Origin of the sequence: Peribacillus sp. B-H-3 (assembly GCF_048572925.1) — a bacterium.
GTDB lineage: Bacteria > Bacillota > Bacilli > Bacillales > DSM-1321 > Peribacillus.
In genome coordinates, this window is sequence record NZ_CP183879.1 from 3767741 (window position 1) to 3788850 (window position 21110).

Sequence of the window (21110 nt, forward strand, 5' to 3'; positions counted from 1 at the left end):
AAATAGGAGCAACATCTGATAGCGCTATCATTTAATTCGAAATTTAATATATAGTGATATGATAGAAGTACAGATTGCTTTATATCCCTTTACAAAAATCCGCTTTTACATTACAAATTGATTATGTAATGTGAAATTATTAATTACAACTACATTATTACACCTTGTTTTTTTAATGTCAATCCATTTAACGAATAATTTATAAGATTTGCAAAATACTAGAATGTTTTTTTGTGTATTGTAATGTTCCACTTGTCACGTTACAATAGAATTACAAAAAAAACAATTACAAAATCTACATCTGATGAATGTTTATAAAAGGGAGAGTCTCTATGGAAAAGAAAGTGTCAATGCAGGATATAGCCGACGTCCTTCACATATCGAAGAATTCAGTTTCCCAGGCATTATCCGGAAAATCAGGGGTGAGCGAAGAAACCAGAAGACTAGTTCAGAAGGCAGCGGACGAATTAGGCTATCAATACTCAGCCAGCCGTACACAGAAGCAATTAATCAAAAATGCTACAAAAAATATTGCCTTGATCGCCTCTGATTATGCTTTCTCTTTAAAAAGCTTTTTCGGGGAAATTTATTTAAGTATAGAAAAAGAATTGCGTAAACGGGGAATGAATTTATTCATTGAATCCATCAGCAGTGAGGCAAAAGAGAAATTAATACTGCCCTCACTATTAACAAATCACGAAATCGAAGGGATTTTAATTCTTTCTCATATCAGTACCGATTATATTGCCAAAATAATAGATACTGGAATACCGACTATTCTGATTGATCACCATTCACCTTATTTACAGGCGGATTCTATCTTAACGAATAATCGCTTTGGTGCCTATACGGCTGTTGAGCATTTAATTACATTGGGACATCGTGACATTGCCTTTGTTGGCGATGTGAAGTTCTCTCCAAGCTACGAGGAAAGGTATGAGGGGTACATGCTTGCCTTAAACAAATATGGCATAGAGCCTAACCCGGAAATTATTTTCACGAGTGCACATGAGACCCAGGAAGAAATAGCCGGTTATGTTGGAAATTTTCAAACCCCGCCTTCCGCATGGTTTTGCGTCAATGACGGCCATGGTTTTAATGTCATATCCATTCTGCAGCAAAAAGGCTTTAATGTACCTGAAGACGCATCTGTCTGCAGCTTTGACAATGGACAGCTATCTCAAATAGCAACTCCCAAAGTCACTACCATGGATATTGATTTAAAGTACTATGGCAAAAAAGCAGTCGAGCAGCTTTGCTGGAGAATAGATAACAAAGATGAACCTATTCATGAGATTCTTCTGCCAACCAGGTTGATCGTAAGAGAATCCACAGCACAGCGAAAATTGGGGTTAATTAATAAAGTTCAATAATAGCCAGAGTAAAGAAAAGTTCCTAATCTTGAATGGCGCCTGGAACTTTTCTTCGACCTTGGGACTGTGTAGTTAATTAACACAGGAAAAGGTAACAGTTGTAAAGATGTTATATGTAATAATTTCAACAAAGATAAAAAATAAAATTTCCAATAATTCGTCTATCTTTTTTCAATCCACAACAGACACTCGAATAATATTATTGAAAAAGAATCCGTACGTTATATCTGTTAGTTCAAAAGGAATCACTATTCAGAGGAGTTTAAACGCCACTTTATTATTCCAAGAGAGCTCTTTGAAGCACCGGGATTTGACGTTGATATCATTGGAAGGAAAAGATTCCCTTTATCTGCAGATCGGTGGAGAAAAGCATACCAAGAAGAAGGAGTTTTAGGCCTTAGAGTCAGCCGGCAGGACAGTTCGGGGAGGCCAGAGCTATCCCTTGTGGAAAAATACGCTAGGCTGGAAGCAAAAATGAATTTGTTAAAGGCGATTGATGATGGATTAATCAAAGATAAAAAAAGTATAAAATTTCTATTCCTTGTTAAACCATCCTTTCATCAAGAAAGACCTTTTAGAATTATATCGCATTCAAGCCGTTTATTTATTGGCAGGACAAGTATATTACAGATGAATTTTCAAGAGTATCGAAACTGATTGTTTTGACACTCTTACTTTTATAAATTTATTTGTAAATGGCTCTTTTTGTATTGATTGTTGCTATTTTGACCATCTTTCTGAAAGGTATAATTTACTCTTTCGGGCGAATGCGAGAAGACGTTTATGCCAATTTTTCAGAAACTGGCAAATCAAGCTTTTTAATCTATTAATCCTAGCTCCAAATTCTATTTACTACTTTCAATTCTGATTTATCAAAAGTAAGCTTATAAATATCAGGCATATTGAGTTCTTTCCAAAAATCAAAGCCGTAATTAGTATCAAAGTAATTCATAATAAGAACCATTATATTGCCGTGTGTACCTATTACAATGTTTTTACCTTCATATCTTTCTAAGACTTTTAAAGTAGATTCAACTCCCCGTTTCTGAGCAAATACATTAGATTCTCCGCCTTCCCAATAAAATGATGGCTCTTTCCAGACTTTTGTGATAGCTAACTGAAAATCTCCAACACGCTGCGAAGACAATTGCCTCTCTTTGAATGCATCCACAATAATAACTTCTTTTTCAATACCCTTTGCTACACCTTCTACTGTTTGAACTGCACGCAGATAAGGACTTGAAATAACATAATCAATACTTTCTTTGGCAAGCAGTTGATTAACTTTTTTTGCGTCACGTAAACCTTTTTTGGATAAAGGTCTTTTAAGTTCTTCTGTAGAATATTCGGAATGAGCGTGTCTTACAAAGTACAGATTTGTTAACAAACTGTCCTCTCCTTAAGCATGATTGTCATCACAAATGTATTTGATCAGTAAAATAAAAACTTCTATTTAAATGGATAATCGAATCTAATTCTAATTCTACTGCCATTCAAACCAATTCCAATGAGATTAGAGCCAATTCAAAGTGCATTCGAGCCAAAGGCCAGAATGCGGTGCTTCTTTCTTGATTAATTGGAATCTTCTTCAAATAAAAATTCAAAAATTGCCGGAACTCTTTCTCTCCACGCCTGCTCATTATGGACAGCTCCATCTATGATGGGCGCAGATTTGTTATTTTATTTTTCAATATATAGTGAACGCTTTCGCTTGAGTCCACGTAACGCTGGCTTCCTATGCTTTGTGTATCTTCGTTTGTGCCAATGTCCATGTAAAACTTTTCGATGCTGGAAAGATCACTGTTTTCAATGAAGTTCTCAATTTCCTTCTGATTGAACCAGTAGGCCGAGGAAACGGAGGCGATTCTTTTAAAGATATCAGGGTACGCACAGGCTGCGTAAGTAGAAATTAACCCTCCCATCGAGCTTCCGGCCATGGAGGTTTCTTCTGTTTTTGTTCTATATGTATCATCAATCATCGGCTTTAGCTCTTGAACGATATAATCAATATATGCCTTGCCTTCTCCGCCTATTGAATCTTCGTTCACAGGAAAGACCCTGCTCATTTCTTTGCTTGGCCACGGCCCATATTCATCAAGGCGCTTGTAGCCTTCATGATTGCAATCAAGTCCCACTACAATCATTTTCCTGCCGCTTGCGGCCAGGTAATCTGAAATTCCCCAGGATACACCATAATTCGCATCTTCATCTTTAAAAAGATTTTGGCCATCATGCATATAAAGAACAGGATACCTTGAATCATTTTGATAATAATCCTCAGGCAAGTACACTCTTGCTGTTCTTTTTCTGTTAAACGGTGTAATCATCACTTCAAATTGCTCAATCATAAAATACTCCTCCTCCCAATCTTCTTCTATTATAGCTAAACATTTCCATATAGGCTCTAGGAATGAATAAACCTATCAGTCTTTCCGCAGACCAACAGGTTTTCACGATATTCATGCAGCTTTTTTCTGTAATCATGCGGATTTTCCCCATAATCGTGCAGCTTTTTACAGAAATCATGCGACTTTCTGGGATAATCTGAAGTTAGTATAAAAAGTGGACACAGGTAGTGGCGTCATGTTTAACTCTATACAACTACAAAAAGGGTGTGTATAAGCATGGCAAAAGATCAGAAAAAGTACCCGGCAGAATTTAGAGAATATGTGTGTAAATTAATCCATTTAGATGGACGGAAACTCGTGGATGTAAGCAGTGAACTCGACATTTCGTATAGCACACTTCAGAAGTGGATCGGCGCCTATCGTAAAAAGCAGAATCAGATAGAAAAAGAGAAACAAAGCCCTTATCTAACTGCTTCTGAATACAAAGAATTGTATGAAGCTGAAAAGGCGAAAAAATTAGAATTGGAAGAGGAAAACGATATTTTAAAAAAGGCTATGCACATCTTCACGCAAGAAAAGAAGTAAGATTTCGGTTTATATATCAAAATAAAAACGATCATACTGTCGTGAAGATGTGCGAAGTCTTGAATGTATCCACTTCTGGCTATTATGCCTGGGAACATCGATTGGACAAGGAGGAAACGGAAAGGCAGCGATGGAGACGCCATCTTGATGAGCAAATCCGCTATCATTTCCACGACAACCTTGGTACGTATGGAAGCCCGAGAATCTATCAAAAACTAATCGAGGTGGATGACATTCAAGTCTCACTTAAAACGGTAACGAACCGCATGAGAGAGATGGGCTTATATGCCACTCCGCCAACTCGATACATTCAGACCACTGATTCGGATCACCAGCAGCTTGTGTTCAAGAATGAGCTGAATCGTAAATTTAAGCCTAATGAACCAAACCGTGTTTGGGCAACAGACATCACCTATATTCATACAGGGGAAGGATTTCTCTATTTAAATCCTGTTTTAGATCTGTTTTCTCGCCGGGTGATCAGCTATAGAATGGGTGACCGCATGGATGCCGAATTGCCGTTAAAAGCATTAAAAGAAGCGCTTGAAATTCGCCAGCCCGCTGAGGGATGGATTCACCATTCAGACCAGGGAAGCGTGTACTGTTCAAAAAAATATACCGAAGCCCTGAAGGGGGCCAAAGCGACCATTAGTATGAGCCGGAAAGCAACTCCTTATGATAACGCTTGTGTAGAATCGTTTTTTGCCTCCCTGAAAAAAGAGTATTTGTACAAGTTTGTGTTTAAGACAAAAGCAGAAGCCATGGGCGCCATCCAGTTTTATATTCAGTTTTATAATCGTAAAAGGATCCACTCGACATTAGAATACACCACTCCGATTGAGTACGAAAAGGCGTACAAAGAGGCACAGCGTTTAAACGCCACTGAGGAAAAATCGCCCTCTGCCTGAAGGATTCATTGTTTTTCAAATGATTCCTTCAGGCAGAGGCCTCCAAGCGGAGTGAAAACGAAGCGCGGAAGAAAAAAGTACGCCTCTACCTGGCATATAAGTGTCTACTTTATTGACAGAAGTCCAAATCATGCAGTTTTTTACAAAAATCATGCAACTCCCAATTCCGGATAGCTTCTCCTATAACCCAGCACCTAAAAAACATTCAGGAATAAATACCGGCAATTGTAGAAAAATATTGAAAGTGTACAAGCGATATTCCAAAGATGCAGAAAGGAGAGGAAATACATGATGAACTGGCGAAAGAAATCCGGCAAAAAGAATTCATCCGATGGCCAGATGAATACACAATATCATTCACTCAAGGATCTTCTTGATACATGCCATAACTCAGCAGATTTTATGAGGTTTCAGCAGAATAAGCATAATTTTTTATGTGTTTCTTATTTTAAGACTCTCGTCTCCCCCGAAATTTTGCATCGGGATATCTTTCTGTATCTTCAGGATAAGAAATTCAAGACATATGATGAACTGAAAAACTCTCTGCCGTTTGAGAATATTATTGTTACAAATGATGTTTCCGAAATTCAGAAAAAGCTGTTTGCCGGTTTTATCATGATTCAGCTGCATGAAGATGATACATCTGCCATGCTGCTGAATGCATTGACAGAAGAAAAACGGGCCATTTCCATTCCTGAGCAGGAATATAGCGTAATTGGGCCTAAAGAAGCTTTCGTGGAATCTTTGGATATTAATATAAACAGGATCCGGAAAAGACTGCCTATTCCTGAATTAACCTTTAAAGAAATCATTGTGGGTAATTTGTCCAAAACGAGAGTGTGTGTGGCCTATATTGACGGAGTGGCCAATGAAGAAAACGTAAATACTGTTATCCAAAGAATTAAAAATATAGAATATGACGAAATTGTGGATTCCTCCTTTATTACGCAGATGATTTCAGATAATAGGAATTCGCCATTTCCGCAGCTGATTGATACAGAACGGCCAGACAGGACAGCAAGTGTTTTGGCTGAGGGCAAAATTGCCATTTTAACAGACGGCTCCCCATCTGTTTTAACCGGGCCAACGACTTTGGTAGAGTTTTTCTCTGCTTTTGAGGATTACTTCCTGACGTGGCATATTGCATCAGCTTTTCGTTTGATCCGTTTGTTTTCAGTCATGTTTTCGGTTTTATCCACTCCGCTTTATGTGGCGATTCTGACGTATCATTATGAATTGATTCCTCAGGATTTATTAAATAAACTTGTTGCATCAAGAAGCGGTATTCCATTTCCGCCGGTAATGGAAGCGATTATTTTAGAATTGACGATCGAGCTTCTGCGGGAAGCTGGCGCACGTCTGCCAACAAAGGTAGGCCAGACAATCGGTATCGTTGGCGGTATCGTTATTGGAACTGCAGCTGTTGATGCAGGGCTGACAAGCAATGTGCTCTTGATTGTTGTGGCATTGGCTGCTCTTTCATCCTTTACCACCCCAGTCTACCAGATGAGCAATACCATCCGTTTGATTCGTTTTCCGTTTATTTTATTTGCCCAATTTTTAGGGCTTCTTGGCATTTCTGTATGCTTCTCATTTGTTTTGGCCCATTTGCTTAGCCTGACTTCGCTTGGAAGGCCCTATATCGCACCTATCTATCCGCTCAGGATACATGATTTAAAGGATGCCCTATTCAGGCTGCCATTTTCTCACCAGAGATTGCGCCCTATGCAAGTAAGATCCCAAAATCCAGTCAGATTTAAAGACAAACCCAAGAAGAAGAAGAAAAATCCGGATATTGAAGAATAATCTGCAGAGGTAGGATAAATCATGGTAAAAGAAAACCGCCAAGTCTCGCCGTTTTTCACCTTTTATTTAATACACACCGTACAAATAGGTGTGGGCATTCTTGGATTTCAGCGCTATATCGCGAAGGATGCAGGGCACGATGGCTGGATTTCCATACTCATCTCCGGATTTTCCATAAACATCATTTTATGGATATCATATAAAATTCTGAATAAAGGCAAAAGTGATATAACCGTCATACACAAACAGCTCTTCGGCAAGGTCATTGGAAATACTCTCTCACTCGCTTTCATTGTATATCTGCTGGCATTGACGGTAACCATTGCCCGCACATATTTAGAGGTCATCCAAATCTGGATCTTTCCGCAGCTCAATACCTGGTATATGATCATGATTATAATGTCCATCACCTATGTCTTCGTCATCAAGGGGTTCAGAATCGTGACCGGCATAGCATTTTTAAGTGTCCTTTACGGGATCCCCGTCATCTTCATGAATTGGTTTCCCCTTCAGGAAGGTCACATTACAAGGATACTACCCATCATGGACCATTCTGTTGGAGAAATTTTATTAGGCGCAAAAACCATGACACTCAATTTTTTGGGTTTTGAAACGCTGTTCTTTTTTTATCCATTTATCAAAAAAGCAGAAAAGTCGCAAAAGTGGTCACATCTGGGCGTTTTTTTCAGCATATTCCTCTATTTTCTCAGTGCCTTTGTTGCTTTTGTGTACTTTAGCCAAAGCCACCTGAAAGATACCATTTGGGCAACCTTGACATTATGGAAAATCGTTAACTTGCCGTTTATTGAAAGGTTCGAATATACCGGCATAGTGATATGGCTGTTTGTCATCATTCCAAACCTTTGTATTCTTATATGGTCAGCAAGCTGGGGCTTGAAACAGGTTACTCACCTAAAGCAAAACAAAGGAGTGATCCTTTTATTAATCATTACCTTCGTTAGCTGCGTATTGTTTTCGAACCGTGTTGAAATCGATCTGCTAAATACATACACAGGAAAAGCAGGCTTTATATTGATCTACTTTTACATTCCATTTCTTTATGCTTTTCAACTTATACGATTGAAGGCAGGTAAAAAAAATGAATAACAACCCGCTTCAAATTATATGGTGGACCATCTTTACCATACTATTGGTCGCCGGCTACAGCATAAAGCCCCGGATTCTTGAGGATATCCAGCTTATCACCGCGTTTGGATATGATTATATTGATGAGATGTATGTAAAGGGCACTGCTGTCACACCGATCAGTTCAAATGAAGAAACAGCCCCGCCTAAAAACAGCTATTTCTCTGCAAAAGGGCATACAAGCAAAAATATCCGCCAAATCATTCAGTCAGAGTCTCCAAAAACGCTCATGATCGGAAGGGCGGATGTGGTTTTATATAATAAAGAACTCGCAGAGCACGGAATAGGCTACTATATTAAAACGCTCAGCAGGGATCCTGAAATCGGGAGGAATATTTATCTGGCTGTTGTCGATGGCTCTGTTGAAAAGATGCTCAAAAAAAACTATACGGTGTCAGAGACCCCTTCCCGGTACCTTTCTGATCTCTTTAATTCCAATATGAACTTAAATCTGCCTAAAACAAATTTGCATTCATTTTTAAATACTTACAAAGAAGAAGGCCAGGATCCCATCATGCCGCTGCTGGATAACTATCAAAATAAAATCAGGATTAAGGGAGTTGCCCTTTTTAAAAAAGATAAATATGCAGGATCCGTTTCGGAAGAAGACTCGTTTCTCTTTAAAACAGTTTATGAAAATTTCGAAAACGGGCTGCAAGAAATCAAGTTAAAAGACGGTTCTTTTTTAACCATAGAAAACCTTAACTCAAAGGTGAAATACCAAATGACAGAGGGTGATTTTTCAAAAGCGGAGGTGCAGATATCCATGAAAGGCAGAGTGGCTGATGCCGGGCGTGTTACCTTCACTGACCCAAATGCTCTTCATGCAGTGGAAAAGGATTTCAGTGGGGTTTCCTCCAAAAAACTAAATAAAATGATGAAGAAGTTCCAGAAATTGCATGTCGATCCATTAGGACTTGGCGAAAAAATGAGAAGTAAAACCCGCAATTTCGACTTTAAAGAGTGGAAGGAAAAATACCCTAAAATGGATATTACGGTCAAAATGGATGTGGAGCTGAGCCAGTCAGGGATTGTAGACTAAAAAAGGGAAAGGAGAGGTTATGTGTATTCGAATTCATTTGCTTTAATGATAGACATTTTCTATAAAATCTTTCCTTTCGTTGACAAGGAGCTGGCCCACTGGAGAAAAAGAGCGGAGCAGATCCCAGATCCTGAACTAAAAAAACAGGCGTTATCAAGCATCGGCAGCAAGGCTTTTCACTGCCAGGGTGGTGCCATTTTTGCCCTGCTTGCAGATAACAAATTGAACCGCGCAGAAACCATCAAGTTTATCGTGGGGTACCAAACCATGAGTGATTATCTGGACAATCTGTGCGACAGGAGCACGTCTTTAGATCCTAAGGACTTTTCTGCCTTGCATGAAGCCATGCAGCACTCTATTGACCCAGGTTTAGAAAAGACAGATTACTACCGTTTCAGAACCGAAAATAATGATGGCGGATACTTGCATGAGCTAGTCGATGTCTGCCAGTCGGTCCTGCGCGGCATCCGGCATTACAGTATCATCCTTCCATACATCGGGGCATTAAATTCCTATTATTGCGAGCTGCAAGTGCATAAGCATGTTACTGAAGAAGAAAGAGCGGCGCGCCTGATGGATTGGGCCAAAACCAGGAATTCTGACTTTCCTGCCCTTGCCTGGTATGAATTTTCTGCCTGTGCCGGATCTACACTGGGCATATTTTGTCTTTGTGCATACAGCATCCAGAAAGACTTTAGTGAAGAAAAAGCTATTTCTATATTCAATGGCTATTTTCCATACATACAGGGCCTGCATATATTATTGGATTACTTTATTGATCAGGAAGAAGATAAAAAGGAGGGTGATCTGAATTTTTGCAGCTACTACCGGGGTGATGATGAGTTAATGGCCTCCTTTGCAAGCTTTATTTCTAAGTCCTTGGATACAGCAGCAAATATCCCTGATACACGCTTCCATCAATTAATCCTGAAGGGCCTGCTTGGCCTATATTTATCCGACAGCAAAATCAAGTCTCAAAAAAATGTCCGCCAGCTTGTAAGAAAAGTCATTAAATTAGGAGGCAGGCAAACGTATTTCTTTTATGGAATGGGAAGGGTTTACAATATGCTGAGAGCCAAGGCATGAATAAATCATGGAGCCGAATTTTAATTGACTATATGGGAAAATTAAAATTGAAGATAATCAGGAGGTTAATACAATGGAAAATCATCACAAAGGAAGCACCCAAAGTGTACTATGGAGTTCCTATTCCGCCTGCATAGATGTAAGGAAGTCTTTGCGTTTTCCCCCCAGGGATTTCTCTATTAGTGGATGCTAAAGAGACGATTTTTTGGAGTGCAGCATTTCCCGGCTTTGGACAGATACTGAATGGCAAATTAATAAAAGGATTTATATTTATTGGCCTCGAGGTTTTAATTAATGTGCAGGGGAACTTTAATTCAGCTATTATATACAGCTTTCAGGGCGAAATTCAAAAAGCCATTCAAGTGACAAACCATCAATGGCTGATGTTTTACCCCTGCTTATACTTTTTTTCCATGTGGGATGCATACCGGGATGCCGGAGGCGGAAAAAAACCATGGTCTTCCCTGCCGTTTGTCTTTTCAGCCTACTTCGTTACGCTTGGGCTGTTTTATTCCTCGAAATTAAACATATTCGGTATGCTGCTCGGCCCTGTATGGCTTCCTATGCTATTTCTTATACCCGGTATATTGAGCGGGTTTATCATCCGCCGCATTGTGCTTTATTTTAAATAATGTATCTGGAAGAAGATAAAAATCCGAAGGGAAAATTCAGGAAGCCTTGGTTTTGCAAAAAATTTTCAGTGCCTCCCATGAATATCCGGTCCTATACTTTCGGAATCATGCAAGTTTATCACAGAATCATGCAACTTTCGGTGTTAATCGTGCAAGTTTATCCCGGAATCATGCAACTTTCGGTGTTAATCGTGCAGCTTTATCCCGAAATCATGCAACTCCCTATTACCAGGGTAAACCTCTGTAGGGTTCCCCTCATTCTTATGACCTGAAGTCCTTTGGGTCAAGTGTTTATGCGAGACCGTGAAAAAACATGGCCCATTAGCTTGACTCAGTTATTGACCACTTTAATCCTGCGCAAATCCAGCATAAAAAGGGCTGCCCGATCCCTGAAAAGGGTGAGTAACCCGTGTGCCTCTATATAATTGTCCATATAACGCATTGAATTTTGACAGAAACAGTACTTTAATGTTTTATTGGCTTCTAATAAGAAGTTTTACAGCTTCCTCCACAGCCTCTGAATGGTCTGTCCCCTGTGGGTATCAAGTCAACCGATAAATTTGAAGAATTAGCCCTGTTAATAATAATGCTGATTTTCTCTTTATAAGGCTCTGTTTAATTTTAATGTGATGATTAATAAAATGAAGGAAAGCCAAATGGGGTTTCAAGTTCTATTAAACAACTGTGATTTTGAGTGAAATTGACACAAATTGAGTCTTTATCTTCACTTTTTCGTTTTAGAAAATCGTTCCCGCCATAAAACTACAATAATAGTAAAGGCAGCTCCAAGAAAAAATAAGAGCATAAACAGTAAAGTTAGTAAAAAAGCATTCTTTGATAGAAGTTCAATATTTGTTCGAACAGTGAAATAATTCGTTTACAATTTTGCTAATCACTAACATTAGAATTACCCCAAGAGTACACACGATAGAAGATTTCAAAAACTCACCCCTTCTTAATATCATCCTTTTTTAAAAAAGGGACCCACTGGAGGCCTATAATAAAAATTAAGAATTAGCCCTGCCTTAAAATCTTACGAAACATTCTTGGCTTTTGTTTATCAAATGCCTCCATTAACTTTTTTCCAAATATAGTAATACTTTTTCCCCAAGGGTGCCCTAAGTAGCCCCACTTAAAATCCTTCTGGATAAAGAAATAGTAATCACCATTCGGAAAGATTGGTATTGTCCATTCTCCGAATTCATCTCTTTCGAATTCTAAGCGCGGATTTACCCAATAACATTCGTGCTGCCAATCGAATGCCAATATATATTCGTCAGCTAATGTGCTCTCTTTAAATGCATCTAACGCTTTTTCTTCAAGATCATCATAAGCATCTAAATCTGCTGACTCCCCGAAAAAACCGGAAATATCATAAGTTATAAAAGGATGTGGCACCTTAAATGACGGAAATTTAGAAATACTTGGTTTAAATTTAAAATCTCTATGTATCTTGTCCCAAATTTGGTCCGACTCTTGGTCAGAAAAGGGAATCCAGTTCTTCATTCAGTAACCACCTATCTTATTTAAGTGTAATCGGCTATAGCAGACTTCAATTAGCTCGAAAAAGGGCAGCTCTCTTCATGGGAGAAACTGCCCTTAGGTGGGATTAATCGATTTTTCGGATACTTTCTTTTATCAGGTTCAAGAAGCGGAACATTTCCATAGAGAGGATGGCTCCGCTTACCAGTACAGCACTGAAGACGTAACAGGCCAGAATGTCGCTTGGAAGCGACTGATGAAGATAAATGGAACTGACCGAGTAGGCTGCCAGACAGAAAATAAAGAAGACGAACAATCCCGCTGCTGATAAAAACCGGGATTTATGGCGGATCAGCATGAACCAGAGCAGACCATATACAGTCATGAAAAGCATGGACTTCTCATCAGCAAAATTCTCACTTATGCTCTTTGCGCCAAGCAAGAAATGAAACAGCCAGCGTACGCCAATGGAAAATAAATACGTTCCAATCATAGCCGAAGCATAAAAGATACATTCAAGCCAGATATTCTTCCTGTTAAAAAAGATCGCCGCCAGTGTAAATAAAGAAAACATCCCAAGAACCGGCCAGGAAGAAAGATGCTGCAGCACATGCATCAAGCCGTTCCAATGAACATTGAACAAAGAATCCAGGACGGTTTTGGCCACTTCATTGAATTGGACAAATTCATTTGAAATGACGCTTTTAATATAAAGAACCATCAAGGTAATAAACGAAACAAACAGCAGAGAAACACCTAAAATAATAATTTTTATTTTGCGGAAACTATGAAAGCGCTGAAATACATTCTCAAAAATAAGGATTATGGCTTCTTTAATATATTCCTTGTTTGTTTTTATGACAAAATAACATAATCCAATGATTCCAATAAGAATGGCTGCAAGGACAAGCCATTTTTTAATTTCTCCTTCAAACTGATCCCACTTTGGCCCCATTAAATCTCCTAGCCAAATAAAGGTTCCTGTCCATAAAAAGACACCAATATATGAAAAGATGGCGAAAGTCCGGAATGGAAGCTTGATAATGCCAGAAATGATGCTGGCGATATGCCTTACACCCGGAATGAAATAAGAAATGAGCAAGAGCACCTTCCCGTATTTCCCATACCAGACGGACATCTTCTCTATTTTCTCCGGCCCCATGTGGATAAATCGGCCGAATTTGCGGAAAAAGGGCTCGCCAAGCTTATAGCCGATCCAATAGGAAACCGTCACCCCTGCCACACCGCCCAATCCAGCAGATAAGACAGACAGAAACAAATTCATCTTTCCCTGATAGCAAAGCACACCCACATAGCTCATTAAGGCTTCATTAGGTATCGGGACAATAATCAGCTCAAGCATTAATGATAAAAATAATACGATATATCCATATTCATTTAATAAATGTATAATTTGGTCCACTAATTTATTTACCTCCTGATGAGAGCGTAGCACTACTTAATGATACCTCATTGCCCGCATAAATAAAATTAAGAGAAGATTAAAATGAAGATGAAATGGTGGTTTAAAGCTGGCAAATTACCCAGTGAGGAAAATAATTCAAAATCAGACCCCTAAAAACACGGAATATTTCCATTCAAATGGTAAATCGAACACAAATCCATCCTGATTCGAGCCAAATATACCCTGATTAGAGCGAATTTCTGCTTCATTATAGCGAAATTCCGTTTGATTCGAGCGAATACCATAAACAAACAGTTATTAGAGGTCAGAGAAGAAATTCTCCAAGCAATTTGACTAAGCGGAAATAAATAAAGCCGCCCGAAAATGGCAGCCAGAATTCTAATTATGCTTTATGATTTAGCTTCCAGCCGGGTCTATAAGCTGCCTTTTGCTGTGTAAACCCATGCTAAGGATGGCTTGCTGTACGGTGCCGAACGTTTCTAGAGCTGTAAAATCAATTCCAGCGGCAATGATACTTGTTGCTAAATCCGGCCGGATTCCAGTAAATATAGTATGTATCCCTAATAATGCCAGGGCCTTATTTATGTGAAAAATTCTGCCGGCCACCTCATTATCAATTGTAACCAATCCAGAGAAATCAATAATAAGACACTCAATTTTCAAATTACTAATTCTCGGTAAAACCCTATCCATAATATGTTCGCTTCTATTTAAATCAAATTCTCCAATTAAGGGGAGAACCGCTATGCCATTTTGTATGGGCACGATCGGTGATGATAACTCAGTTATTACTTTTTGATTTTTTACATTGGTTTCATTTGCTAACCGTTCCCGTTCAAGGATAGATTGAGTAATACTTAAATCGAGCAGGTAGCTTGTACGGTTATTTACAAAAACAACCTCTTCTGCAGACAGGCCCTGCTTAATGGATGTTTTGGCAAGCATATTTATTAGCTGGAGCTTAGTTTCCGCATATGGCTTTATAAGGCTGGAGATGTCTTCAAAACTAAACTGACGGGATTCAGCTTGAGATTTTTCCAGATGTTTTTTATGCCATTGAAGAAACATTTCTGTCACTGCTTCATCCGCGGAATTTAACGAATTCCCAACAAACTCCAAAAATTCACGGTTAGTGGTTATGGACTTTTCGATAATCTCACCTGGAAGCTCTATTTCTAATTTCCCTAAATTATATTCAACGATTTCTCTGCTTATTGACTCAGCGTTTTGAATTAAAAATATTGCGAATTTTTCAATTGCGCTCACTATTTTGCCCCCTAGTACCCTGCATATCTTTATCTGATTATGTTAAAAACACTGCTATGCAGCTTCTTACATTATAACATTATACTTTCTACAAAACCTGTAATAAATGAGGGGAAAGTAATGTAGAATAGAGACCCCGAAACGGGATCTCTATTCCCATCTATTTTCCCCTGCCCGCGATCCTTACCCGCTGCAGGCGCAGTGCATTCAGTACTACCGACACTGAGCTGAATGCCATGGCAGCTCCGGCCAGCCACGGGGCGAGCAGGCCAAGGGCGGCAATTGGAATGCCGATAACGTTGTAGGCAAATGCCCAAAATAGGTTTTGCTTGATGTTGCGGATGGTTTTTTTACTCATCAAAATGGCATCTGCAATGTTGTTTAAGTCTCCGCTGATGAGTGTGATATCAGCTGCTTCCATCGCAATGTCTGTACCCGTTCCAAGGGCCATGCCGATATCGGCGGCAGCCAGAGCTGGAGCATCATTGATCCCGTCGCCAACCATGGCCACTTTTCTTCCCTGCTGCTGAAGCTTTTGAACTTCCGCCGCTTTTCCTTCTGGAAGGACCCCAGCTATCACTTCATCTATGCCCGCTTCCTTGGCAATGGCTTTGGCCGTCCGCTCGTTATCTCCGGTGATCAAAAGCACCCTGATGTCCAGATCCTTTAACCGGCGGACTGCTTCCTTTGAAGTATCCTTGATCGAATCTGCCACGGCAATCATACCGGCATATTTCCCGTCAACTGCAGCCAGCATCACTGTTTTTCCGTTATCTTCGAGACCTTCCATATTGGACAGCACATATGGAGCTATACTGATATTCTCCTGTTCCATAAGCTTTCTTGTCCCGATAGCAACGGATTTATGATCAACTGCTGCTTTTATGCCATAGCCTGGCAGCGCTTCGAACTGCTGCACAGCTTTTAAAGGAATATTACTCTTTTTCACACCTTCAGCAATCGCTTGTGCAAGAGGATGTTCGGATTGATTTTCGGCTGAACCGATCAATGATAGAAACTCATTTTCCTCGAATTCATGCGCCATCACATCTGTTAATTGCGGAGCACCTTTTGTGACGGTTCCTGTTTTATCTAAAATCACTGCTTCAATTCCGTGGGCAGCCTCCAGATGTTCTCCGCCTTTAAAGAGGATACCGAACTCTGCAGCACGGCCAGATCCTACCATAATGGAGGTTGGTGTCGCAAGGCCAAGCGCGCATGGACAGGCAATCACTAAAACAGCGATCAGTTTTTCCAATGCATCGGCAAAATTCCAGGGATTTATAGCTAAAAACCATATCAAGAAGGTGATAACGGCAATCCCCACAACAATCGGCACAAATACCCCGGAAATTTTATCAGCAAGGCGCTGGATAGGCGCCTTTGAACCCTGGGCCTCTTCAACTACCTTAATGATGCGGGATAGAGCCGTATCTTTTCCTACTTTTAGCGCTTCAATTTTTAAAAATCCATTTTTATTGATCGTTGCCCCAATGACAGAATCTCCTGGTTGTTTATCAGCAGGCACACTCTCCCCTGTTATCATCGATTCATCCACCGCGGAATTCCCTTCAAGGATCACGCCATCCACCGGCACTTTTTCTCCTGGTTTTATGAAGACCACATCGCCAGTTTCCACCTCTTCAAGCGGAATTTCTTTCTCCATTCCGTTTCTTATGACAATCGCCGTTTTAGCCTGAAGGCCCATCAGCTTCTTAATCGCTTCAGAAGAACGCCCCTTTGCCCTTGCTTCAAACAATTTCCCGAGAAGAATTAATGTAATGAGGATGGCACTTGTTTCATAATACAGCTCCGGCATGTGCCCGCCAGATCCCGCAACAATCGTCATATACAAGCTGTAAAAGTACGCTGCCGATGTTCCAAGGGCTACAAGTACATCCATATTTGCGCTTTTATTGCTCAGCGCTTTATAAGCGCCTATATAAAACTGGCGGCCGATAATAAACTGGACTGGTGTAGCAAACGCGAATTGAACCCAAGGATTCATAAGCGCTTCTGGCAGATAAATTCCAGAAGTAAAGGAAAAATGGCTGACCATTGCCCAAAGCAATGGAAGAGATAGAACGGCAGAAATAATGAATTTTGTTTGCTGTTTTTTAACTTCTTTGAGTCGGTAATCTGCCGTATTTTCATTTTCTTCTTTGGCAATCGCGTTATACCCGAGCTTTTGGACGCGGCTCACAATATCTTCAGGGTCTACTAATGACGGATTAAATTCTACGCTTGCGCTTTCTAGGGCAAGATTCACTGTTGCGCTTGCTATTCCGTCCATTTTATTCAAGACCTTCTCAATCCTGGCTGAACAGGCAGCACAGGTCATACCGGTAATATCGAATTCCTTTTTATCCATCACCACATCATATCCAAGATTTTTGATTTTCTTTTGAAAATCCTCCTCTGAAACAATGCTTGGATCATAAGTGATTCTTGATTTTTCCAGGGCCAAATTGACATTTGCCTCTTGGACACCCTCCATTTTCTTCAAGCCTTTTTCGATTCTTCCGGCACAGGCTGCACATGTCATGCCTGTTATTTGATAGTTCGCTTCTTTCATTTTTGCTATTCCAGATTCACTCATACAGCAGCACCTCCAAGACGTTGCAGGGTATAATGGTATTACAGAAATCCCCCATGTTCCGCCCCTTTGCATTCGTAGCCCTTAAAAAAAGAGAACGTGCCGGATAGCACGCTGCTCTTGTCCCTGCTATTTAAACCACATCGTAGCCTTGATCATCAATCGTTTCTTTAATTTCACTTAATGATACTTCTGAAGGATTGAATTCTACATCGACTTTTTCTTCTTTTAAATGGACGGTAACAGATGAAACACCAGATAATTCGCTAACGCTTCCTTCAACAGCTTTCACACAATGTCCGCAAGTCATGCCTTTTACGTTTAAAGTTGTTTTTTCCATGTACACTCTCTCCTTTTTCCTATCATTTATACGTTTACTGAACATGCAATTTTTTCTTTACACCCTTAGTATATTATACCCCCCTACCCTATGTAAAGAATATTGCTAAGGCTCTCTGGTTAAATGCAATCTAGACATTATTAATTTGTGCAGTTTTTATGGAGTTTTACAAATACGTTAATTACATATCATTCCGGGTACCTGAAGAAGGAAATACTTTTTAAGGAAATGAAATATGAACGATGCGCAAAAGCAAGAATGCATAGTGTTGATATCTACGGCTTTGCGGCAAGGCCCATGCAATCAAACAGTCCATTTGTACTCGAGATCTGCTTCTCCCGGGATCATCTGCTGTCGGCCATTTGGAGACTTTCTTCAGAAACAGAAGACCGGACCGTCGATTCACATATCCGGACCATAAGAGAAAAATTTGCGCCAGGCGGAATTTCCCATTGATCAGCATCGGAAAACCGTTTGGGGTGTCGGCTATAAATGGAGCACAAATAACGAATGAAAGGAGCCCATCCGCTTTGGATGAGCTCCTTTTCTATTTCGCAGACAATTCATCTTCTGTTACCCATTTATGGTTTTTCACTTCTTTTTCTCCTGAAGCAGGAGTGTAATCCACCATATACACGACCGTTTTCTCTGAAGACACAATTTCAGCTTCTGCACCCTTCATGCCCTCCATATGGTCTGCTTCGAGCGTCACTTTTGCGCCAGGGGACAGTTCCTTATTTTGAGCATCTTTGATTTCTTCCTTGATGACCCATTTATGGTTTCTTACTTTTTTTCCGTCATTTGAAGGAGTATAGTCCACCACATATGCTGTTGTATCATATGCCCCTTTAACTGTTGCTTTTGCCCCGTTCATTCCTTTCATATGGTCTGCTTTAAGAATAACCTCGCTGCCAGGTTTATAAGCCGGATGCTGGGCTGTCTTTAAACCATCCGGAACTCCGCCTGAGCTGATGTGATTCATGCTGGAATGATCCATATTTTGGCCTTTATCGGCTGAATGATCACTGCATTCAGACAGCGCAAAAATAAACATGACTGCCATCATTAGCATAGCTATTTTTTTACCCATAATAATCCTCCTCTGAAATAAAATATATAAGAAGAGGATAGCTGATAGATTTGCAGAAATTATGCATGACAGTGCTGGACTCCTCATAGCCGGAAATTCTTTCAGGAAAAGGCTATTTTCAGATAGATTGTTTTTTTACCCATGCGGATTGGACCTTGCTATAATGCATCCTTAAGAGGCGGTATAAATGGAGGAAATGCAAATGCCTTTCAATATTTCCTGGAACTAAATCAGAACAATTTAGCGGGTTCCTGGAGCGGAAATCAGCCACCTTGTTTATCAGAAAAATAACAAATACTAAAACACATATGGTAATATAAGGATATTGATACAAACGAATATTAAGGGAGATTGAGTAATGGCTAAAAAGAAAAGTGAAATGATCGGATGGTTTAAACCCATTATGGCTGCAATTGTTTTAGTATTTATTATGCGTTCTTTTTTCTTTACCCCTATTGTTGTTGACGGTGAATCAATGAACCCCACTCTACAGGACAAGGAACGTATGGTTGTAACTAAAATTGGAGAACCCAAAAGATTTGATATTGTTGTGTTTCACGCCCCTGACGGCAGAGATTACATTAAACGTGTAATTGGACTCCCTGGTGATAGAATCGAGTATAAAAATGATGTTTTATATATCAATGGAAAGACATATAAAGAACCATACTTAGAAAAGTATAAGAAAAGACTAAATGAAGGAAACCTGACAGAATCCTTCACTTTAAAGGAAACCGCAGTAGGCAGTGATACTGTTCCAAAAGATTGTTTATTTGTAATGGGAGATAACAGAAGGATCAGCGAAGACAGCCGCCGTATTGGAGCGATACCAATGAAAAAGATAATAGGGACAACAAATATTGTTTATTATCTGTTAAAAGAAGTTAAAATTGTAAATAACTAATTTCTGCTTATGCATCATAAAGAGAAAGCTTTAGTTTAATAAGAAATTATTAATATAACAAAGAAAACCCGCATTAAAACATTGGCGGGTTTTCTTTGTGAATCATCATTATAGATTAGGAACCGAATATAGCCTTAAAATAGAAAAAGCCAGCCCGCAAACCGGCTAGCCCCTTGGCGGAAACGGATCATGTCCATGGCTGTCCCTGGACTGTATTTTTCCGTCTTTCCCGTGAATAAATAATTCAGATTTCTCATCTTTGGAAATCTCTCTCGCAATATCCACAGCCTCCTTTTTTGTATCCGTGATCTCCGAAGGCCTTTTGTCTCCTTCAGCTTTCACCTGCCAGCCTCCGCCGTGATGCGGTGCAGCATGCTGATTCTTGCCCATTCTCTCACCTCATCGAGTAAACTATTTTTATCAATAAATACCCTTAAGACCTGAACAGAAAACCTGGTGAAAGTGAGTCTTTACTCTAATGAAATATGGTTAAATATGTTAATCTTATATTAACGAAGCAGGGCCCAATTTATACTGGCTGCAGAAGGAGTGGTACTTTGAAAAAGTTCTTAATTGGCATCACGCTTATAAGTATGACCCTTGCAGGAGCGGCCTTTTTTTACATAAGTCAGCACGGATTGGATATCAGAGTGCAAAATGAGACCAACAAGGAAATAGCCGGCCTGTATGTGACCTACAATCATATTAAAAAGGATATCAAAATCCCGCCGGTTTCAGCAAAATCTTCATACAAATTTCATGTAGACCCTGTCAAAAATTCCACGGCTGATTTCAATGAAGGCGCATTGAATATTCAATATAAAGATTCAAAAGGAAATGTGCACAGCGAAACTGTAATTGGATACTTTGAAAGAAGCTATTCCGGGGATGCTGTGTTTAAAATAAAGTCTGTTGATAAAGATGGTGTGCTTGCTGTTAAGACAAATGAACGTGTTTCTTTGTATTGAGTTTGAACTTAATGAGGCCTACTGTCATAATTTCTATAAATTATGTTGCTGTGAAATTTAGACCACTTGAAATTAATTATTATAAAAAAAGTATAGCTGATTAGCCATACTA

The 21110-nt window shown here is 39.6% G+C and carries 19 protein-coding genes and 1 pseudogene; 11 read left to right on the forward strand and 9 right to left on the reverse strand.

From position 1 onward, the window contains the following. Nucleotides 1-332 precede the first annotated feature (332 nt). The gene (locus ACN6MY_RS18765; protein ID WP_419881535.1) at nt 333-1373 is read left to right on the forward strand and encodes a LacI family DNA-binding transcriptional regulator; all 1041 of its coding nucleotides are present in this window, start codon (nt 333-335) and stop codon (nt 1371-1373) included. 832 nt (nt 1374-2205) lie between these two features. On the opposite strand, the gene ACN6MY_RS18770 is transcribed toward ACN6MY_RS18765, so the two are convergent. Together ACN6MY_RS18770 and ACN6MY_RS18775 are read right to left on the reverse strand one after the other, a co-directional pair. Further along, nucleotides 2206-2760, reverse strand: a complete 555-nt coding sequence (locus tag ACN6MY_RS18770; RefSeq protein WP_419881536.1) for a histidine phosphatase family protein — start codon at nt 2758-2760, stop codon at nt 2206-2208. 268 nt (nt 2761-3028) lie between these two features. Next, nucleotides 3029-3721 (reverse strand): alpha/beta hydrolase, encoded by a 693-nt coding sequence (locus ACN6MY_RS18775; RefSeq protein ID WP_419881537.1) that lies wholly within the window; start codon nt 3719-3721, stop codon nt 3029-3031. A gap of 276 nt (nt 3722-3997) precedes the next feature. Here ACN6MY_RS18775 and ACN6MY_RS18780 point away from each other — a divergent pair, with 276 nt between their 5' ends. From ACN6MY_RS18780 to ACN6MY_RS18810, 7 genes are all read left to right on the forward strand, one after another. Next, nucleotides 3998-4306, forward strand: coding sequence for a transposase (locus tag ACN6MY_RS18780; protein WP_419881538.1), 309 nt, complete (start codon nt 3998-4000; stop codon nt 4304-4306). Beyond that, the gene (locus tag ACN6MY_RS18785; RefSeq protein ID WP_419884218.1) at nt 4243-5214 is read left to right on the forward strand and encodes an IS3 family transposase; all 972 of its coding nucleotides are present in this window, start codon (nt 4243-4245) and stop codon (nt 5212-5214) included. Before ACN6MY_RS18780 ends, ACN6MY_RS18785 begins: the two co-directional genes overlap by 64 nt. Before the next feature lie 288 nt (nt 5215-5502). Further along, nucleotides 5503-7020, forward strand: a complete 1518-nt coding sequence (locus ACN6MY_RS18790) for a spore germination protein (protein WP_419881539.1) — start codon at nt 5503-5505, stop codon at nt 7018-7020. 21 nt (nt 7021-7041) lie between these two features. Continuing rightward, complete coding sequence (locus ACN6MY_RS18795) at nt 7042-8127, forward strand: GerAB/ArcD/ProY family transporter (RefSeq protein WP_419881540.1); 1086 nt, start codon at nt 7042-7044, stop codon at nt 8125-8127. Then, nucleotides 8120-9208 (forward strand): Ger(x)C family spore germination protein, encoded by a 1089-nt coding sequence (locus tag ACN6MY_RS18800; RefSeq protein ID WP_419881541.1) that lies wholly within the window; start codon nt 8120-8122, stop codon nt 9206-9208. Before ACN6MY_RS18795 ends, ACN6MY_RS18800 begins: the two co-directional genes overlap by 8 nt. 45 nt (nt 9209-9253) lie before the next feature. Continuing rightward, nucleotides 9254-10294 (forward strand): tetraprenyl-beta-curcumene synthase family protein, encoded by a 1041-nt coding sequence (locus ACN6MY_RS18805; protein ID WP_419884219.1) that lies wholly within the window; start codon nt 9254-9256, stop codon nt 10292-10294. 182 nt (nt 10295-10476) lie between these two features. Then, nucleotides 10477-10926 (forward strand): hypothetical protein, encoded by a 450-nt coding sequence (locus tag ACN6MY_RS18810; RefSeq protein ID WP_419881542.1) that lies wholly within the window; start codon nt 10477-10479, stop codon nt 10924-10926. Nucleotides 10927-11940: 1014 nt separating this feature from the next. On the opposite strand, the gene ACN6MY_RS18815 is transcribed toward ACN6MY_RS18810, so the two are convergent. The 5 genes from ACN6MY_RS18815 to copZ all read right to left on the reverse strand — a co-directional run bounded on the left by ACN6MY_RS18815 (nt 11941) and on the right by copZ (nt 18036). After that, nucleotides 11941-12432: a DUF2716 domain-containing protein gene (locus tag ACN6MY_RS18815; RefSeq protein WP_419881543.1), complete on the reverse strand. Its 492-nt coding sequence runs from the start codon at nt 12430-12432 to the stop codon at nt 11941-11943. A 103-nt stretch (nt 12433-12535) separates the two neighbouring features. Then, complete coding sequence (locus ACN6MY_RS18820) at nt 12536-13831, reverse strand: VTT domain-containing protein (protein ID WP_419881544.1); 1296 nt, start codon at nt 13829-13831, stop codon at nt 12536-12538. A gap of 399 nt (nt 13832-14230) precedes the next feature. Continuing rightward, nucleotides 14231-15100: an STAS domain-containing protein gene (locus ACN6MY_RS18825; RefSeq protein WP_419881545.1), complete on the reverse strand. Its 870-nt coding sequence runs from the start codon at nt 15098-15100 to the stop codon at nt 14231-14233. 160 nt (nt 15101-15260) lie between these two features. Beyond that, nucleotides 15261-17699 (reverse strand): heavy metal translocating P-type ATPase, encoded by a 2439-nt coding sequence (locus ACN6MY_RS18830; RefSeq protein ID WP_419881546.1) that lies wholly within the window; start codon nt 17697-17699, stop codon nt 15261-15263. Between the two features lie 130 nt (nt 17700-17829). Beyond that, entirely contained in the window at nt 17830-18036 is a 207-nt protein-coding gene (copZ, locus tag ACN6MY_RS18835) for a copper chaperone CopZ (RefSeq protein WP_419881547.1), read from the reverse strand. A gap of 333 nt (nt 18037-18369) precedes the next feature. Here copZ and ACN6MY_RS18840 point away from each other — a divergent pair. Then, nucleotides 18370-18550 (forward strand): annotated as a pseudogene (locus tag ACN6MY_RS18840) (winged helix-turn-helix domain-containing protein); the annotation flags it as partial. 33 nt (nt 18551-18583) lie between these two features. Here the strand turns inward: ACN6MY_RS18840 and ACN6MY_RS18845 are convergent. Beyond that, entirely contained in the window at nt 18584-19126 is a 543-nt protein-coding gene (locus ACN6MY_RS18845; protein ID WP_419881548.1) for a YdhK family protein, read from the reverse strand. A gap of 358 nt (nt 19127-19484) precedes the next feature. Between ACN6MY_RS18845 and lepB the strand changes: the two genes are divergently transcribed. Further along, nucleotides 19485-20030, forward strand: coding sequence for a signal peptidase I (gene lepB, locus ACN6MY_RS18850; RefSeq protein WP_419881549.1), 546 nt, complete (start codon nt 19485-19487; stop codon nt 20028-20030). A gap of 165 nt (nt 20031-20195) precedes the next feature. Here the strand turns inward: lepB and ACN6MY_RS18855 are convergent, their stop codons facing one another. Then, nucleotides 20196-20420 carry a DUF2188 domain-containing protein gene (locus ACN6MY_RS18855; RefSeq protein WP_419881550.1) on the reverse strand — a complete coding sequence of 75 codons (225 nt, stop codon included), beginning with the start codon at nt 20418-20420 and terminating at the stop codon, nt 20196-20198. A 167-nt stretch (nt 20421-20587) separates the two neighbouring features. On the opposite strand from ACN6MY_RS18855, the gene ACN6MY_RS18860 reads away from it, so the two are divergent. Then, complete coding sequence (locus tag ACN6MY_RS18860; RefSeq protein WP_419881551.1) at nt 20588-20998, forward strand: hypothetical protein; 411 nt, start codon at nt 20588-20590, stop codon at nt 20996-20998. The last annotated feature ends 112 nt before the right edge of the window (nt 20999-21110 follow it).

Coding starts and splice junctions, on each gene's coding strand:
- ACN6MY_RS18765 (WP_419881535.1), top strand. CDS start 333: ATGGAAAAGAAAGTGTCAATGCAGGATATAGCCGACGTCCTTCACATA.
- ACN6MY_RS18775 (WP_419881537.1), bottom strand. CDS start 3,721: ATGATTGAGCAATTTGAAGTGATGATTACACCGTTTAACAGAAAAAGA.
- ACN6MY_RS18780 (WP_419881538.1), top strand. CDS start 3,998: ATGGCAAAAGATCAGAAAAAGTACCCGGCAGAATTTAGAGAATATGTG.
- ACN6MY_RS18790 (WP_419881539.1), top strand. CDS start 5,503: ATGATGAACTGGCGAAAGAAATCCGGCAAAAAGAATTCATCCGATGGC.
- ACN6MY_RS18795 (WP_419881540.1), top strand. CDS start 7,042: ATGGTAAAAGAAAACCGCCAAGTCTCGCCGTTTTTCACCTTTTATTTA.
- ACN6MY_RS18800 (WP_419881541.1), top strand. CDS start 8,120: ATGAATAACAACCCGCTTCAAATTATATGGTGGACCATCTTTACCATA.
- ACN6MY_RS18805 (WP_419884219.1), top strand. CDS start 9,254: ATGATAGACATTTTCTATAAAATCTTTCCTTTCGTTGACAAGGAGCTG.
- ACN6MY_RS18815 (WP_419881543.1), bottom strand. CDS start 12,432: ATGAAGAACTGGATTCCCTTTTCTGACCAAGAGTCGGACCAAATTTGG.
- ACN6MY_RS18830 (WP_419881546.1), bottom strand. CDS start 17,699: ATGAGTGAATCTGGAATAGCAAAAATGAAAGAAGCGAACTATCAAATA.
- copZ (WP_419881547.1), bottom strand. CDS start 18,036: ATGGAAAAAACAACTTTAAACGTAAAAGGCATGACTTGCGGACATTGT.
- ACN6MY_RS18845 (WP_419881548.1), bottom strand. CDS start 19,126: ATGGGTAAAAAAATAGCTATGCTAATGATGGCAGTCATGTTTATTTTT.
- lepB (WP_419881549.1), top strand. CDS start 19,485: ATGGCTAAAAAGAAAAGTGAAATGATCGGATGGTTTAAACCCATTATG.
- ACN6MY_RS18855 (WP_419881550.1), bottom strand. CDS start 20,420: ATGGGCAAGAATCAGCATGCTGCACCGCATCACGGCGGAGGCTGGCAG.